Raw genomic sequence first — 16,108 nt, forward strand, 5'->3', positions numbered from 1 at the left:
ATATACGCATGATTTCTACAGCCTTTAGTAGAAAAGTATTCTAAAAATTTATAATATATCCGCGTACTTCAGCCCTATGACCGGGCCAGTTCATCATACACGGCCCGGGTAAAATAGGAAAGGCCATAAAACAACCGGGGCTCATCGGATACGCCATCGGCCATCAGGCAGAAAATAAATGGCCTTGACGGGGCATAAATGAGGCCGCAGTCGTGATATATGCCGTCCAGTTCTCCCGTTTTGTGGTCCACCCGCACCGTATGGGGCAGCTGGGCCGGCAGGATGCAGTTGTCTTCCTGCTGGCTGAGGATATCCAACATGCGCTGGTCGCGCACGGCATCGACAGCACGTCCTTCTGAAAGAAGCGAAAAAAAGCGTCCCATATCCGATACAGTGGTCATATTTTCCCGTCCGTCACGACTGGCATTGAAATCCATCATCTTGCGCTGCATGACCGTATGAGTCAGTCCCAGACAGCGGATTTCTTCGTTGACGGCTTCCATGCCCAGACGGTCTATGAGAACATTGGTACAGGTATTATCACTTTCGACGATCATGTGAAAAATCAGCTCTGAAATCGTAGCCATGGCGCCGCCCCATTTATAATATGAACCGCCTTCTACGGGACTGGTAATCCGCAAATTTTCTGAAAAAGATACAGCCCCTTCTTTTTCCTTACGAAAAAAAGCACTCATGACAGGCAGCTTGATCAGACTGGCCGATGGCAGCACCCGTTCATGGTAAACGACCGGTTCTTCCCTGTCCAGAGGCCGGCAATATACGGACAAGTCCGTACCGGCCGGAAGATATGGCGTCAGATGTTCCTCAATCCATTGACTATTCATATTACCTTTTCCCCTCCCGTTTTTCCTTTTCCTGGCAATCGCGGCACAATCCGTACAATTCCAACCGGTGGCCTACCAGTTCAAAGCCCGTTTCCGCGGCGACCTGCTTTTCAAAAGCTGAAAGCGGGCAGGCAGAAATATCTACTTTTTTATGACATCGGATGCAGATAAGGTGATGGATATGACCAGGTACGCGCAGAGAATAGCCATAGCGGCGCACCTCAGGCAGGAAATCCTTTTCGACCAGTTTCTTCTCTTCAAATAAATCGAGCACGCGGTATACTGTGGAGACATTGACCGATGCGCCCCCGGCCAGGAGCTTCTGATAAATTTCTTCTGCCGTCACCAGCCCATCCTGCTGCAGGAGCACTTCCAGTACACGGCGCCGGGGGTGCGTATTTTTCATTCCGTATTTGTGGAGACACAGATCATATTTTTGTAATTCCGCCATCTTGTCACACTCCTTCCGGCCGTTTTTCCAGCGCGGTCCGCAACTGCCTGCCGGCAATCACCACAAGCAACAGGAACACAGAAGTAATAGCCGTCACGCCGCCAGGAGCCGCATCAAGCCAGTACGATACAAAAAGCCCGGATAAGATATCAATGAAACTGAATACGACAGACCACTGCAGTGTACGCCGGAACCCCTGCTGCAGCTGCAGTGCCGTCGCTACGGGCAGAGCAATGAGAGAACTGATGACCAGGATGCCGACGATGCGGATAGAAACAGAAATAGTCGCAGCTACGAGGATAGCAAAAATATAATTGATGGCCTTGCAGCGGATGCCTGCAATGTGAGCCCCGTCTTCATCAAAGGTAATCATGACCAGCTGTGGATACAGCCAGAGAATGGTGCCGAGGGATATGATGCTGAGGATGACTACGGACCATACATCGGCCGCTGAAACGGTAAGGATGCTGCCAAACAGGAACGACTCTACATTCGTATGGACCAGTCCGGCACTGATGATGGTAATCGCGATGCCCACAGACAGAGACAGGACAATAATCAGTACGAGTTCGGCATAACGGCGAAACATATTGCGCAGCACCTCGATGAGGACGCCAAAAAAACTGGTCAGGCAGAAGGCACTGATGATGGGGTTCACATCGATGAGGAGCCCTACGGCTACCCCGGCCAGAGAGGCATGAGCCAGTGTATCACCGATCATGGAATAGCGGCGCAGGACGAGAAACATACCAATCATTGGGCAGACGACAGAAATGAGAAGGGCCACGATAAAGGCATTCTGCATAAACGTATATTCAAACATATGATTCACTCCCTGTATTTTCAGAAACGTATTCACGGATATATTCGTCTGGCGAGCAGAGATGACCGCTGCCGCCGGCGACGTGATACATATACCGGGAATTGCGCATAGCCGCCCGCAGATTGTGTTCCACCGTGACGATGGTAATGCCATGCTCTGTATTGAGCTGCTTCAGGAACGGATATAATTCTGCCTGGGACTTGACATCAATGCCCGTTGATGGTTCATCCAGGATGAGCAGATCCGGGTGTGCCATGAGCGCCCGGGCAATAAATACTTTCTGGCACTGGCCTCCGGACAAATTGCCAATGAGCGACTGCCCATAGGCATCCATTTTCATGAGCTGAAGATAATGGCTGACCGCCTCTTTATCCTTTATATGAAGGACTTTGCGATAGGTATTCATCACTTCCCGTACGGTGATGGGAAATTGCCGGTTCAGCGTTTCAAACCGCTGCGGCACGTAACTGGTCCGTTTGAAATCATTGACCAGCGTGCCCCGGGATGGCTTTAAAAGACCCAGGAGCAGTTTCACGAAGGTACTTTTGCCGGATCCGTTTTCCCCGACAATAGAAATATAATCTCCGTTATGGATAGTCAGATTCAGATCGCGCAGTAAATAGGGCGTACCCGCTTCATACGCGTAATAAACATGGGATAAGGTAATCATAAGGCAGGCTCCTCTGTATATTGACAAGTAGTGTAATATATTATATCCTAATTCTAACTGCAAGTGCAAGTGATTTGCATTTATACATCTTTTTCATTTACAAGATAGGAAGCTGCCTGTATGAAACGTCTTTTCTATATATTCACTATCCTGTTGCTTTTCCTGCTCAGCGGATGCGCCCCGGAAACTCAAAAAACACCTCCTCCGGAAACGGGGAAACTGCTTGTTGTCGTTTCCTTCCACGCCATGGGAGAACTGGCCCGTGCCATCGGCGGGGATAAGGTCGATATCCATATGATCATCCCCGAAGGGGAAGAACCCCATGACTTCCAGCCGAAATCGTCGGATTTGACGGCATTGTCCCAGGCCCGTATCTTTATCGTCAACGGCTGCGGCCTGGAAACCTGGGCCGATAAAGCCGTAGAAGCAGCAGGGAATGACCAGCTCACGGTTGTCACGGCATCAGACGGGGCCGACATCCACTATGTAGAGATGAAACAGATCCTGCCCGGAAGGAAACCGGAAAAACAGGCCGACCCCCATGTATGGCTGAGCCTGAAAAACGCTAAAACGGAAGCCCGCAACATACGCGATGCCTTCGCGTCGGCTGACCCGGACCATGCAGACTATTATACACAGCGGTACAGGGAGTTCGTCCAGAAAACGGACAAACTGTACGCCCGGTACCAGCTGAAATTCGATACCGCCCCATCGCGTACATTCGTCACCGGTCACGCAGCCTTTGCTTATCTGGCCCGTGACTTCGGCCTTCGTCAGCTCAGTCTGACCAACGTATTTGCTTCCGGTGAACCCAGTGCCCGTCACATGACAGAACTGGCCGATGCCTGCAAAGCCGCCCACATCGGGACCATTTTTGTGGAAAATATGGAAAGTCCGAAAATAGCAGAAACGCTGGCACGGGAAACAGGAGCCAATCTGGAATCCATCGACACGCTGGAAGAAGGAGACGAAGACGAAACGTATCTTGCGGTCATGGAAGACAATCTGGAAAAGATTTATGCATCACTTCAGGAATCGCACTAAAAAAGAAAGGGAGTAACAACATGAATTTTCCCGTTCATGTTGTTACTCCCTTTTTGTACGGACTGGCCCCTTATTATCGTTTGCAAGAAGGACGCCATATGTGCTGGGCTTCGGCTGCCCGGATCAGAGACTCGCGGAAATCGGGATGAGCGATGGCAATAAGCGCTTCTGCCCGCTGCCAGGTCGTCTTTCCCACCAGTTCTGCCACGCCGTATTCCGTTACAATGGACGGGGTGACAGCCCGTGCCGTCGTGATGATATCACCATGAGAGAAATAAGGCTGTATACGGGAATGGACAATGCCCTGCCGATCCGTGTAGGTCGAAGGCATGGTCAGAAAAGCCTGACCATGGGCCGACCAGAAGGCACCATTAATAAAATCAACCTGACCTCCCGAACCGCTGATATGCCGGAGGCCGGCTGATTCCGAACAGACCTGTCCATACAGGTCCACTGCCAGACAGCCATTAATGGAAACGAACTGGTCCAATTGACGGATACGGTCCATATGATTGACAAATTCAATAGGTGCTGACAGGAGCGCCCGGTTATGATCGACGAAATCATATAAGTCCGGACTGCCGGCACAGGTTCCATATACGCCTTTCCCCGGCAGCAGTTCTTTTCTCCGGTCCGTTATTTTCCCCGATTCGTACAGTTTCAGATAGCCATCACTGAGATATTCCGTGTGCATACCCAGATCTTTCAGATCCGAATCAGCAATGAGCGTTCCCAGGGCATTGGGAATGCCGCCGACGCCGATCTGCAGCGTCATGCCATCCTTCAGGTACGGAAACAGATAGGAGGCAATCTTTTTATCCATCTCCCGCACCGGCGGATTGGGCGCCGTCAGCACAGGGGCATCGCTTTCCACGATGGCATCAACATCGGAAATATGAATAAAATCGCCGCCCAGGCCGTATGCTTCCGGCAGGTTGGGGTTCACTTCGAGGATGATCCGGTCCGCCGCATCCAGTATCCCCTGGGTAGCCGACGGGTTGCAGGCAAAACTGAAATTACCGTGACGGTCCATGGGAGAAACGGTCATCATGACGACATCGACCGGTGCCAGCCTGCGGCGGTAGTATTCAGCCAGCTGGCTGTACTGGACCGGTGTAAAATAGGCATGACCTTCATTGATATCGCGTCGGTCCACACTGCTGCTGTGCCACGTATGATAGGTAAACGACACGTTATGTGGATCTCTTTCCATTACTTCCGGCCGTTTCAGACAAAACATACAACGGATTTTTACGTCCTTCAATTCTCCTGTCCGCTCTGCCAGTGCCTGATCCAGAATCTGGGGAAAGGTTATGCCGTGAGTATAATCGACCCAGTCCCCGTCGCGGACCAGCTGCACCGCCCGCTGCGGTGTACAACACTTACTCCTGTATTCGCTCCGATAATCCATCTGCTCATCTCCCATCTGTCCGGCACTTCCTGACCGATTTCCTCTTATCGTTCTTTTATAGCCTTTACGATACGTTTCAGTCCTTCGGCAATGATGGAACGGGGCATGGCCAGATTGAGACGGATATAGCCTTTGGCATTATCGACAAAGAGCGTGTCTCCCCCTTCCAGCAGTACGCCGGCCTTATTGGCCATAAAATCAGGAATATCTTCTACGTCACCGAGGTATGGATTCATATTGACCCACGCCAGATAGGTCGCCTGAGGAATCGTGAAAGTGATATCCGGCAGGTCTTTCATAAAGGTATCTTTCACAAACTGGAAATTCCCGTCGAGATACGTCTTGAGCTGGTCCAGCCATTCACTGCCATGCTCGTAGGCCGCCTGATGGGCCGCGATGGACAGGGGATTAACGTTCATGGCATAGGCATTGGTCGTGCCGATATAGAGGTCACGCAGTCCTTTATCGCGGATAATGATTTCAGCAAACATCATGCCTGCCATATTAAAGCACTTGGAAGCCGACGTGCAGGTAATCAGTTTTCGATAATCCGGCATGATTTTGGCCATGGGTATATGGTGGACGCCCTGCCGGAGTATGTCACAATGGATTTCATCACTGATGATCCAGAGATTATATTTTTCTACGATGGCTGCTACCTTCTTCAGTTCTTCTTCCGTCCAGACACGGCCTGTCGGATTCTGAGGATTGCACCAGATGAGAAGCTTGGCCAGCGGATTGGCCGCATCCCGCTCGAGCGAGTCGAAGTCAATAGACCAGTTTCCGTCATCATCACATATCATCTTATTGTGGATGGCGTGTTTATGCCGTTCATCAACGGGATGCTGAAAATAGCCATATGCAGGTGTATTGATAATGGCATAGTCATGGTCGCCCAGAAGCAGATCTACCAACGTATACAAAGCTGGTATGATTCCCAGGGAAAAGCAGATTTCTTCCTTTGGATAGGTCCAGCCGTACATCTTTTCACTCCAGGCATTATAGGCCTGGAAAAATTCCGGTTCAAACACCTGACTGTACCCGATGATACGCTTGTCTGCCCGGTCTTTAATGGCCTGGATAATGGCCGGGCACATGGCAAATTCCATATCGGCTACCCACATGCGGATAAATTCATCATCTTTGAACGGAAAAGTCTTTTTCCCTTCGAAATCATGAAAAATATAGCCGCGGAATCCATCCGTATTGAGAGCATTCGTATGTCTTCTATCGACGATTTCATCAAAATTATACTTCATGTATACCACGCTCCTCTTATACACATTTAAACTATTTATGTATTTCTCCTGCTTTTACTATAACAGGAAACATTATTTCCGGCAAATATTTTATGTTATGTTCCAGAGATATTTTTCCTAAAAATATCTCTGCCCCAATGCATGGACAGAACAGGCGGAACAGACAGGGCCAAATTATCATCATTCAGAAATAATTCTGTGACAAAACGATGACGATAGTTTTGTATACTGGATACGCAAATTCATCGTTTTCAAAACTAAAGGAGTCTTTTTCATGTCATCTATGATTGACCTTCTGGCCAGTGAGATGGAACATGGTGGCCCGCACGTCCACTTTGCCGGTTTCATCCTGTTCATCCTCATGGGCATTGGCATGTTTCATCTGTTTTTCCGCTGTCTCATCGAACTCTTATGCCGCATCACCCGGATCAGCCGGGAAAACTGGCACCGTACCTTCCGCTTCATTCCGACACTCCTCGGTATCCAGCTTGGCATCCAGCTTACCAAACACCTTCTCAGCATCCCTGACTTTCTTCAAAATATCCTCGACTATCATTATCACAGTGTCGTCATCATTACGGTTACCTATTTTTGTGCCCATCTGGTATCGTTATTTTTAAAATCAAAGCTTTCCCAGAGCGATGACAGTTCGGCCTCTACGTCGATTCTCACAACACTCGTCGATCTGGGCGTATATATGGTCGGCATCATCATTATCCTCAGTTCCTATGGAATTTCCATTTCCCCGCTGCTCACGGCACTCGGTGCCGGCAGCCTGGCCTCGGCTCTGGCCCTGCAGGATACGTTATCCAATCTGTTCTCCGGCATTACGACGCTGGTCTCCAAACAGGTGCATATCGGCGATTACATCCGTCTGGCAAGCGGGGAAGCCGGCCGGGTCGTCGATATGAACTGGCGCAATACGACCATCCGTACCAGTACGGGAAATATGGTCATCGTTCCCAATAAAAGCATTGCCGCTTCCACCCTGACCAATTATGAACAGCCCCTGGCAGAATGTACGATTTTCATTCCTATCACCATCACCTACGGCAACGACCTGCAGCATGTAGAAGACGTGACGCTGGCTGTCGCCCGGACAATCCTGAATAAAAGCCAGTACGGCGTCACTGGGTTCCAGCCACTCGTGCGCTATAACGAACTGGGTGAATATGGCATTTCCTTCAAAGTCGTCCTGCGGATCCGGAACATTGTGGATGAAGCCGTCCTGAAGCACCAGTTCATCAAAGAAATCTATAAGACATATCATGCGGAACACATCGGACTCCTTATCCGTAAGGATTGAACTTCAATCAAAAATATCTGGCCCTGTACACATTGTACCGGGTCATTTTTTTATTTCAGAACAGACTAATTCTTTACATCCAGGAAAAGAATACGGTACAGCACGAGGAGCAGGGACTCCCTGTTCCGTGCGCATCTTCCCGGCTTCCCATTTAATTTTTTATGTATTTTTTATTTGATAATAAAAAAATGTCATCTATAGCACTTATTCCTTTCCAATATGATATGTCGTTTATTCTTGACTTTTTTAGTCCAAAATTATACCATGGTGGCAGAAAGGAAAATGATTACTAACTAATACGGAGACTCCCTCATGTTCATGAACAAAAAAACCGATTATGCCCTGCGGATCATCCGGGCATTGACCGACCAAAACCGCCATACGGCAGCTGAACTGGCCGGCAATGAACAGATACCGCTGGCTTTTACGTACAAAATTTTAAAACAATTATCCCGCGCCGGCATTATCTCGCTGGAACGGGGACCCGGAGGCGGCTGCAGCCTCCAGACTGATTTAAAACAAATCAGTCTTTATGATCTGATTCTGATCATGGAAGGAGAAGCAGACATGACCGCCTGTATGAATGGTCACTATGACTGCAGCTGGCGCAAGAGCCACGGCATCTGCAAAATTCACCTCAATCTCATGGCCGTACAGAAAGAAATCAATCAGAAACTGCAATCGAAAAGTCTCTGGGATATTATTGGAAAAACAACCTGACGCACTAAAGGAGGAATATCATATGTTATTTCAAACGACAGCTGCACACGAAGCATTGCGCAAAGAAATCCGGCAGTTTGCTGAATCAGAAATAAAACCTATCGCCTTTTCCCTCGATCAGAATAACGAATTCCCCACCGATATCGTAATGGAAATGGGCCGCCGTGGATGGCTTGGCCTGCCTTATGCCAAAGAATATGGCGGCGCCGGTCTGGACGTCATCAGCTATGCCATTGCCGTGGAGGAATTATCCCGCGTCGATGGCGGAACCGGCGTCATCGTGTCTGCCCATACCTCGCTGGGGACCTATCCCATCGCCGCCTTTGGCAATGAACAGCAGAAGAAGAAATATCTGGTCCCCCTGGCAAAAGGCGAAAAGCTCGGCGCGTTTGGCCTGACCGAAGAAAATGCCGGGTCCGACGCAGGCGGCACGGAAACGACGGCTGTCGATAAAGGCGATTACTACCTCTTAAACGGCGGCAAGATTTTCATTACCAATGCGCCCAAAGCGGATATATACGTCGTCTTCGCCGTGACGACACCTGATATTGGCACCAAAGGGATTTCTGCCTTTATCGTCGAAAAAGGCTGGAAAGGATTCAGTTTCGGTGACCATTACGATAAACTGGGCATCCGTTCTTCCTCTACGGCAGAACTTATCTTCAACGATGTGAAAGTACCGAAAGAAAACCTGCTCGGCAAAGAAGGGCAGGGATTCAAAATCGCCATGGCAACCCTTGACGGCGGCCGCATCGGGATCGCCGCCCAGGCCCTTGGCATCGCCCAGGGAGCTTATGACAATGCAGCAGACTATGCCAAAGAACGCATTCAGTTCGGACAGCCCATCGGAGTCCATCAGGGCATTTCCTTCAAGCTGGCCGACATGGCCACCAAACTGCGTGCTTCCCGGTTCCTCATCTATTCTGCAGCAGAATTGAAAGAACAACATAAACCGTACAGTATGGAAGCGGCTATGGCCAAGATGTACGCCTCCGACGCCGCCGTAGAAATTACCAACGATGCCCTGCAGGTATTCGGCGGGTCCGGTTTCCTGAAAGGAATGGATGTAGAACGCGCCTACAGAGATGCCAAAATCACAACCATTTATGAAGGAACCAATGAGATCCAGCGCGTCGTCATCGCCGCCCATATTCTGGGCCGCCTTGGCAAAAAAAGCGACAGCGGGAGCCGGTCTCTTCCTAAAAAAGCTGCTCCTGTCACGGGTATCCGCAAAAATACGATTTTCCGTGATGGCGATGCCAGAACGAATGTGGCTGAACTGGTGGCAGCGCTGAAGCATGACGGATACGATTTCTCTGTCGGTATTCCTGCCGACACGCCGATTTCCCAGGCAGAGCGCGTCGTTTCTGCAGGAAAAGGCATTGGCAGCAAAGAAAACATGAAACTCATCGAAGACCTGGCCCAGGCTGCCGGTGCTGCCATCGGCTCTTCCCGGCCTGTAGCGGAAACGCTCCGGTATGTTCCTCTGAACCGCTACGTCGGCATGTCGGGCCAAAAATTTACAGGGAATCTGTATATCGCCTGCGGCATATCTGGTGCCAAACAGCACCTCAAAGGAATAAAGGACGCTTCGACCATTGTCGCCATCAATAAAAATGGCAATGCTCCCATTTTCAAAAACTGCGATTACGGCATCGTCGGTGATGTAAGCGAAGTTCTGCCGCTCCTTGCTGATGCTCTCGGCCGCGGTGAAAAGAAAGAAGCTCCTCCCATGGTCAAGATGAAACGCCCTGTCGTTCCCAGACCAGAACCGATCGGTCCCCGTTATGTCTGCAATGGCTGCGGCTACGAATACATTCCGGAACTCGGCGATGAAGATGCCGATATCGCCCCGGGAACGCTCTTTGAGAACCTGCCCGATGACTGGGTCTGCCCGGAATGTGCCGAAGAAAAATCCCATTTTGTCAAAGCCTGACCGTGAAAGGAGTCGATAAATCATGTATTGTGTACGTGCCATTACCAACGATGTATACTGGGTCGGAGCCAATGACCACCGGCTTCACCTGTTTGAAAATATCCACCCCATTCCCCGTGGCGTATCCTATAATGCCTACGTCCTCCTCGACAAAGCCACGGTACTATTCGATACGGTAGACTGGTCCGTATGCCGTCAGTTCCTGGAAAATGTAGAACATGTGCTGAATGAACGGGATCTCGATTATCTGGTCATCAATCACATGGAACCAGACCACTGCGCCAGCATGGAAGAAATCATCCTGCGCTATCCCAAAGTCAAAATCATCAGCACGGAAAAATCGTTCATGCTCATGCGCCAGTTCGGGTTCCGTATCGATAATCAGGACCTGATTGAAGTCAAAGAAGGAGACACCCAGTGCTTCGGCAAGCATACCGTCACGTATGTGGCCGCACCTATGGTACACTGGCCGGAAGCCATGGTCACTCTGGACCTGACAGACGGAATCCTCTTTTCAGCCGATGCCTTTGGTTCTTTTATCGCCCTCGACGGCAGGCTGTTTGCCGACGAAGTCAATTTTGACCGCGACTGGATTGACGAAGCGCGGCGGTACTATACGAATATCGTCGGCAAATACGGACCGCACGTCCAGCATCTCCTGGGAAAAGCAGCAACTGTCCTGGACAAGATCAAGTACATCTGCCCCCTCCATGGACCCGTATGGCGCAGTGATTTCCCCTATCTGCTTGATAAATACACCCATTGGAGCACTTACGATCCCGAAGAAAAAGGTGTACTCATCGTCTACGCTTCCATGTACGGCAACACCGAATCGGCTGCCCAGATTCTGGCATCCCGTCTGTGTGAAAAGGGTATAACCAACATCCGTGTCTGCGACGTATCCAACACCCATGTGTCCGAACTCATCTCAGAAACATTCAAATATTCCCACCTGGTCCTGGCATCGGTGACGTATAATCTGGGTATTTATCCGGTCATGCTCGATTTTCTGGAACACATGAAAGCCCTGCACGTACAAAAACGTACCGTTGCCATCATCGAAAATGGCTCCTGGGCCGTCAAATCAGGCGACCTCATGCAAAAATTCATGGACGACAATCTGCAGGACATGACCATCCTGAATGAACGGGTCTCCATGGCATCGGCTCTTCATGAAGACAAGCAGCAGGAAATGGAACAGCTGGCCCAGGCGCTGGCAGACAGCCTCCAGAATCTGGAACAATCATAAAGCGTCCCCCTTATTTCCTATTGATACCTCTTCCTATCATCCAATACAGCGCTGGGCCCGTACCGGACTACCTCCCCGGTACGGGCCCAGCGTCTGCATCATAGATACAGAGAATCCGCAGCTCCTCATCGCAAGCATCAACGCGGAGTTTTACGAAAAAGAAAAAGAATTGTTGCTCTCCTGAAATGGCCCTGCCACGAAATTGTAACGGCCGCTGTATATACTATAGAAAATCAAAAAAAGGAGAGTGATTCATATGAAATGGACCCATATCATACGCATAGCATTAGTCCTCGTCATCACCCTTACGACCTTCAGCGGCGCCGCTCTGACTGCCCAGGCTGCTGGTCCTCGTCCGCCTCAGCGATATGAAGAACGGGATGCCCACTGGAAACAGCTGCAGAAGGAACGGGATCAGCGCCGTTGGGAGAAAGATCATAAATCCTCATCCCAGAGAGACGCAGATCAGGCCAACCGTAAAGCCAATATCGCTATCGGCGTCGCCGCCGTCGCTGCCATCATCGCCTTATCCAAATAACCAGAGAAAGTATACCTGTAACAGACAGGGCTGTAACAACACGGATCACGATTCCGTTGTTACAGCCCTTTTTCATGATTTACTGCAAGGTTCTGTTCAGTGCCTGATTCAGGTCGGCAATAATGTCTTCCGGATTTTCCAGGCCTACGGAAAGCCGGACCAGTCCTTCACTGATGCCGGCAGCTTTCAGTTCTTCAGAAGAATAGGCAGAATGAGTCATAGAAGCGGCATGTTCAATGAGCGTTTCTGCATCGCCCAGGGATACGGCCAGCGTGCACAGTCCGACATGATCCATGACGATGGCACCTGCTTCCCGTCCGCCCCGTACTTCAAAGGAAATCATGCCGCCCGGCAGTTTCATCTGCTTTCTGGCCAGCTCGTACTGGGGGAAACTCGTAAGGCCGGGATAATATACTTTCTCGACGGCTTCATGGCCTTCCAGAAATTCCGCCACTTTCTGTGCACTGGCACAATGGCGTTCCATACGGATTTCCAACGTTTTCAGCCCCCGGGCAATGAGGAAGGCATCGTGCGGACTGAGGACAGAACCGGTCGCCGTTTTCATGCCAAAGTCAGCCACTTCATGGATAAATTCCCTGGAGCCGCAGACAAATCCGGCAACTACGTCGCCATGACCATTGATATATTTCGTCGCCGAATGGAGGGCTACATCGGCTCCCAGTTTCAGCGGCTGCTGGAGATAGGGCGAGCTGAAGGTATTATCCACCATGACCAGCCGGCCCGGTTGTTCATGAGCAATAGCAGAAACACCTTCAATGTCTGTAATCTTCAGTGTGGGATTGACTGGCGTTTCTACATAGACAACCCGCGTATTGTCTTTTATCGCTGCCCGGACCTGTTCCAGATCCGTCATGTCAACGAAATCGACTTGTACGCCATACCTTGTCATACCATGAGCCAGGAGGTCAAAGGTGCCACCGTAAAGCGTATCAGCAGCGACGACATGATCACCGGCTTTGAGCGCCGTCCAGAGAGCAGCGGCAATAGCGCCCATTCCTGAACCGGCCGACAGGGCCGCCCCGGCACCTTCCAGAAATGCAACTTTTTCTTCTACCATGCGGTTCGTCGGATTGCCCAGGCGGGTATAAATGAATCCGGGGTCCTTGCCGGCAAAACGGGCTCCGCCCTGGGCCGCGTTTTCAAATACGAATGTCGAAGATTGATAAATCGGTGTCTGCAGTGCCCCGAAGGTGTTTTTCTGCGCGCCGGCATGAATCGTCTGTGTACCAAATCCCATATGTTTTAACTGTTCCATCATATATCCCCTCATATTTTCCTTAAAAATTCGAATATTATTTTTTCAGACCGGCCTGTCCATTTCTGTATTTACTATACTAAAAATGATGTAAGAAGAAAAATATATGAATCCTATTCTAAAGATAGATTAAATCTATATCCGCAAGAAATTTTATCCGTTCCCTGCTATAATAGATACATGAGCAAACATATGGTTATTCTGTATCAGGAGGAGATATTATGACACTGCTGCAGCTGAAATATGTATTGACCGTCGCCCAGACCGGAACGATCAGTGATGCCGCCAAAGAATTATTCATTGCCCAGCCCAGCCTGACCAGTGCTATCAAGGACCTGGAAACAGAACTGGGTATTGAAATATTCCACCGTACCCGCAAGGGCGTCACCGTGACTACCGAAGGCGAGGAATTTCTCTCGTATGCGCGTCAGGTCATAGAGCAAACTAATCTCATTGAAGAAAAGTACTTTCACCATGGTCCGGTGAAGCATCAATTCTGCGTTTCCTGCCAGCACTATTCCTTTACAGCCGAAGCGTTCATCGAATTGCTGAAGAACTATGACGGGGATCAGTATGATTTCCGCATCCGCGAAACGACGACGTATGAAATCATAGAGGACGTGGCCCGTCTGCGCAGTGAAATCGGGGTTCTCTACCTGAATGACTTCAACAAAGCTATCCTGAAAAAGACGCTGCGGGAAAATAATCTGAAATTCCATAGTCTGTTCATTGCCAGACCCCATGTTTTCCTGAGCAGTAACCATCCCCTGGCCGCCAAAGACCCGGTCACACTGGAAGACCTGGATCCGTATCCCCGTCTGGCTTACGAACAGGGAACGCATAATTCTTTTTATTTTTCCGAAGAAATCCTCAGCACGCGCAATTGTAAAAAAGACATCATGGTCCGCGACAGGGGGACTCTCTACAACTGTCTCATCGGTCTGAACGGATACACCATCAGCAGTGGCATCATCAGCGATCAGCTCAACGGAGTAAAAATCGTCCCCCACCGCCTCGACGTAGACGATTACATGAATATAGGCTACATCACAAATGCCAAAACCATTCCCGGTCCCTTTGCGCTACGGTACGTAAAACTATTGAAAAAATATACTAAATGATCCATAATCCCCGGTAAACAAAACAAGGACGGCAGCAAAATGACTTTAAAAGCTCATTTCGTTGCCGTCCTTGTTTCAACTCTGCCATCGTGTTATGCGTTGTAATTTTCCATCAGTCTGCGGAAGAAATTGCGTGCCCCCGGGAGTGCGGCAGCGGGAATTCGTTCGTTGACGCCGTGCATGGGGCCCCAGGAATCATCCTGTTCATAGCCGCTGAAGAGGAAGATGTGTCTGGCAATGTCCTTATAATAGCGGGAGTCTGTCGCAAACAGCATCAGTTCCGGCATGACGATGACATCGTCGCCGTATACGTCGTGGATAGTCTGTTCGACCAGGCGGAACTCTTCACTGTCCGGCGTATCTTCGTTGACCGGGTCGATGCCGGATACGCGGCGGACCTGGATGCCACCAGTAAGGTACTGCTGGATATACGCAAGGATTTCATCCCCCGTTTCCCCGGGAAGGACGCGGGCACTGATGGTAGCGCTCACATGCGCCGGGATGACATTAGGCTGATTGGCGCCCTGGGCCATGGTCACACACATGGTCGTATGGAGCAGCGCATCTAGGCGGGCATCCTGCCGGGCCAGTTCACACACTTCATCCCAGTACCGGTCGGGATCACTGAAAATCCGTTGTTTGTCCCCTGTTTCCAACTTGGCCATACCTTTCAGCTGGCCCCGGGACAAATCCGTCAGCTTATACGGACGGGGATGGTCTTCCAGTGCTACGATACAGCGGGCCAGAGCTCCCATATCCGTGCGCAGGCCCGGAACGCTGGAATGGCCGCCTGTCCCGTCTTTATAGAGCTCGTAGACAATCTGCGACTTATCTCCCAGACCGACGTGGGCAATGCGGTGCCCCTTATCGTCTGTCGTTACGCTGCCGCCTTCATCGAAGAGGACAATCTGGTGAACGCCCCGTGCAGCCAGTGCTTCCTTGAGGAGCCGGCCGCCGTCTTCCCCGCTGATAGTATAAATTTCTTCACTGTATCCCAGTGCGATATAGAGATCATAAGAAGGGCGGAATCCATCGGCAAATGCTGCTTCCACCGCTTCCATTTCAGCCAGGAAGAGGTGTTTGCAGTCAGTCGTGCCCCGTCCCCAGATGATGCCATCTTCATAGGCACCGGAAAAGGGTTCTTTCTTCCATAGTTCCAGAGCTCCCGGTTCAACCACGTCCTGATGTGCGCTGAGTACGAGCGGCGTTTTTTCCGGATGGCCCGAATCATAATGGAATAACAGGCCTGCCCGGCCGACGGGAATGACTTCAAACGTTTTATATATGACGGGATAATAAGCTTCCAGCAGGGCATGAAGTTTGGTAAATTCCCGCCAGTCCACTTTTTCCAGATTTTCATTGGAAATCGTCTGACAGGCAATAAAATGCTGCAGATGGTTTGTCAGTGTCTGTTCTTCTGTAAAAGTCATAACGCATTCCTCCTTTAGTTACCTTCACT

15 protein-coding genes and 1 pseudogene are annotated in these 16,108 nt (G+C 50.2%); 8 read left to right on the top strand and 8 right to left on the bottom strand.

Going from position 1 to position 16,108, the window contains the following annotated elements; all coding sequences use genetic code 11:
- Window positions 1-74: 74 nt before the first annotated feature.
- The 4 genes from DW949_RS01815 to DW949_RS01830 are packed head-to-tail and all read right to left on the bottom strand — an operon-like array spanning window position 75 to window position 2,789.
- On the bottom strand, window positions 75-845 hold the full coding sequence (locus tag DW949_RS01815; protein ID WP_118021559.1) for a serine hydrolase: 771 nt from the start codon (window positions 843-845) through the stop codon (window positions 75-77).
- Window position 846: 1 nt separating this feature from the next.
- A complete protein-coding gene (locus DW949_RS01820) occupies window positions 847-1,296 on the bottom strand; it encodes a Fur family transcriptional regulator (protein ID WP_118021560.1) in 450 nt (149 codons plus the stop codon).
- 4 nt (window positions 1,297-1,300) lie between these two features.
- Window positions 1,301-2,119 carry a metal ABC transporter permease gene (locus DW949_RS01825; protein ID WP_118021561.1) on the bottom strand — a complete coding sequence of 273 codons (819 nt, stop codon included), beginning with the start codon at window positions 2,117-2,119 and terminating at the stop codon, window positions 1,301-1,303.
- On the bottom strand, window positions 2,112-2,789 hold the full coding sequence (locus DW949_RS01830; protein WP_118021562.1) for a metal ABC transporter ATP-binding protein: 678 nt from the start codon (window positions 2,787-2,789) through the stop codon (window positions 2,112-2,114). Before DW949_RS01830 ends, DW949_RS01825 begins: the two co-directional genes overlap by 8 nt.
- A gap of 120 nt (window positions 2,790-2,909) precedes the next feature.
- Between DW949_RS01830 and DW949_RS01835 the strand changes: the two genes are divergently transcribed.
- On the top strand, window positions 2,910-3,833 hold the full coding sequence (locus tag DW949_RS01835; RefSeq protein ID WP_118021563.1) for a metal ABC transporter solute-binding protein, Zn/Mn family: 924 nt from the start codon (window positions 2,910-2,912) through the stop codon (window positions 3,831-3,833).
- A 73-nt stretch (window positions 3,834-3,906) separates the two neighbouring features.
- Here DW949_RS01835 and DW949_RS01840 read toward each other — a convergent pair whose 3' ends face one another.
- Together DW949_RS01840 and DW949_RS01845 are read right to left on the bottom strand one after the other, a co-directional pair.
- Window positions 3,907-5,259, bottom strand: coding sequence for an acetyl-CoA hydrolase/transferase family protein (locus DW949_RS01840; protein ID WP_233539450.1), 1,353 nt, complete (start codon window positions 5,257-5,259; stop codon window positions 3,907-3,909).
- Window positions 5,260-5,288: 29 nt separating this feature from the next.
- Window positions 5,289-6,503, bottom strand: a complete 1,215-nt coding sequence (locus tag DW949_RS01845) for a MalY/PatB family protein (RefSeq protein ID WP_118021564.1) — start codon at window positions 6,501-6,503, stop codon at window positions 5,289-5,291.
- A 274-nt stretch (window positions 6,504-6,777) separates the two neighbouring features.
- Here DW949_RS01845 and DW949_RS01850 point away from each other — a divergent pair, with 274 nt between their 5' ends.
- From DW949_RS01850 to DW949_RS01870, 6 genes and pseudogenes are all read left to right on the top strand, one after another.
- Window positions 6,778-7,809 (top strand): mechanosensitive ion channel family protein, encoded by a 1,032-nt coding sequence (locus DW949_RS01850; protein ID WP_118021565.1) that lies wholly within the window; start codon window positions 6,778-6,780, stop codon window positions 7,807-7,809.
- 312 nt (window positions 7,810-8,121) lie between these two features.
- A complete protein-coding gene (locus DW949_RS01855; RefSeq protein ID WP_118021566.1) occupies window positions 8,122-8,529 on the top strand; it encodes an Rrf2 family transcriptional regulator in 408 nt (135 codons plus the stop codon).
- A 22-nt stretch (window positions 8,530-8,551) separates the two neighbouring features.
- Window positions 8,552-9,673 (top strand): annotated as a pseudogene (locus tag DW949_RS13760) (acyl-CoA dehydrogenase); the annotation flags it as partial.
- Between the two features lie 138 nt (window positions 9,674-9,811).
- On the top strand, window positions 9,812-10,465 hold the full coding sequence (locus DW949_RS13910; protein ID WP_366516728.1) for an FAD-binding protein: 654 nt from the start codon (window positions 9,812-9,814) through the stop codon (window positions 10,463-10,465).
- A gap of 22 nt (window positions 10,466-10,487) precedes the next feature.
- Window positions 10,488-11,714 (top strand): FprA family A-type flavoprotein, encoded by a 1,227-nt coding sequence (locus tag DW949_RS01865; protein WP_118021568.1) that lies wholly within the window; start codon window positions 10,488-10,490, stop codon window positions 11,712-11,714.
- Between the two features lie 256 nt (window positions 11,715-11,970).
- Window positions 11,971-12,252 (top strand): hypothetical protein, encoded by a 282-nt coding sequence (locus DW949_RS01870; protein WP_118021569.1) that lies wholly within the window; start codon window positions 11,971-11,973, stop codon window positions 12,250-12,252.
- Window positions 12,253-12,331: 79 nt separating this feature from the next.
- On the opposite strand, the gene megL is transcribed toward DW949_RS01870, so the two are convergent.
- Entirely contained in the window at window positions 12,332-13,531 is a 1,200-nt protein-coding gene (megL, locus tag DW949_RS01875; protein WP_233539451.1) for a methionine gamma-lyase, read from the bottom strand.
- A 218-nt stretch (window positions 13,532-13,749) separates the two neighbouring features.
- Here megL and DW949_RS01880 point away from each other — a divergent pair, with 218 nt between their 5' ends.
- Entirely contained in the window at window positions 13,750-14,649 is a 900-nt protein-coding gene (locus DW949_RS01880; RefSeq protein WP_118021570.1) for a LysR family transcriptional regulator, read from the top strand.
- Window positions 14,650-14,741: 92 nt separating this feature from the next.
- Here DW949_RS01880 and DW949_RS01885 read toward each other — a convergent pair whose 3' ends face one another.
- Window positions 14,742-16,079, bottom strand: a complete 1,338-nt coding sequence (locus DW949_RS01885; RefSeq protein ID WP_233539452.1) for a M20/M25/M40 family metallo-hydrolase — start codon at window positions 16,077-16,079, stop codon at window positions 14,742-14,744.
- Window positions 16,080-16,108 lie beyond the last annotated feature (29 nt).

This window comes from Megasphaera sp. AM44-1BH, assembly GCF_003467125.1.
GTDB lineage: Bacteria > Bacillota > Negativicutes > Veillonellales > Megasphaeraceae > Megasphaera.

Coding starts and splice junctions, on each gene's coding strand:
- DW949_RS01870 (WP_118021569.1), top strand. CDS start 11,971: ATGAAATGGACCCATATCATACGCATAGCATTAGTCCTCGTCATCACC.
- DW949_RS01855 (WP_118021566.1), top strand. CDS start 8,122: ATGTTCATGAACAAAAAAACCGATTATGCCCTGCGGATCATCCGGGCA.
- DW949_RS01815 (WP_118021559.1), bottom strand. CDS start 845: ATGAATAGTCAATGGATTGAGGAACATCTGACGCCATATCTTCCGGCC.
- DW949_RS01830 (WP_118021562.1), bottom strand. CDS start 2,789: ATGATTACCTTATCCCATGTTTATTACGCGTATGAAGCGGGTACGCCC.
- DW949_RS01820 (WP_118021560.1), bottom strand. CDS start 1,296: ATGGCGGAATTACAAAAATATGATCTGTGTCTCCACAAATACGGAATG.
- DW949_RS01885 (WP_233539452.1), bottom strand. CDS start 16,079: ATGACTTTTACAGAAGAACAGACACTGACAAACCATCTGCAGCATTTT.
- DW949_RS01825 (WP_118021561.1), bottom strand. CDS start 2,119: ATGTTTGAATATACGTTTATGCAGAATGCCTTTATCGTGGCCCTTCTC.
- DW949_RS01835 (WP_118021563.1), top strand. CDS start 2,910: ATGAAACGTCTTTTCTATATATTCACTATCCTGTTGCTTTTCCTGCTC.
- DW949_RS01850 (WP_118021565.1), top strand. CDS start 6,778: ATGTCATCTATGATTGACCTTCTGGCCAGTGAGATGGAACATGGTGGC.
- DW949_RS01840 (WP_233539450.1), bottom strand. CDS start 5,259: ATGGGAGATGAGCAGATGGATTATCGGAGCGAATACAGGAGTAAGTGT.
- DW949_RS01845 (WP_118021564.1), bottom strand. CDS start 6,503: ATGAAGTATAATTTTGATGAAATCGTCGATAGAAGACATACGAATGCT.
- DW949_RS01865 (WP_118021568.1), top strand. CDS start 10,488: ATGTATTGTGTACGTGCCATTACCAACGATGTATACTGGGTCGGAGCC.
- DW949_RS01880 (WP_118021570.1), top strand. CDS start 13,750: ATGACACTGCTGCAGCTGAAATATGTATTGACCGTCGCCCAGACCGGA.
- megL (WP_233539451.1), bottom strand. CDS start 13,531: ATGATGGAACAGTTAAAACATATGGGATTTGGTACACAGACGATTCAT.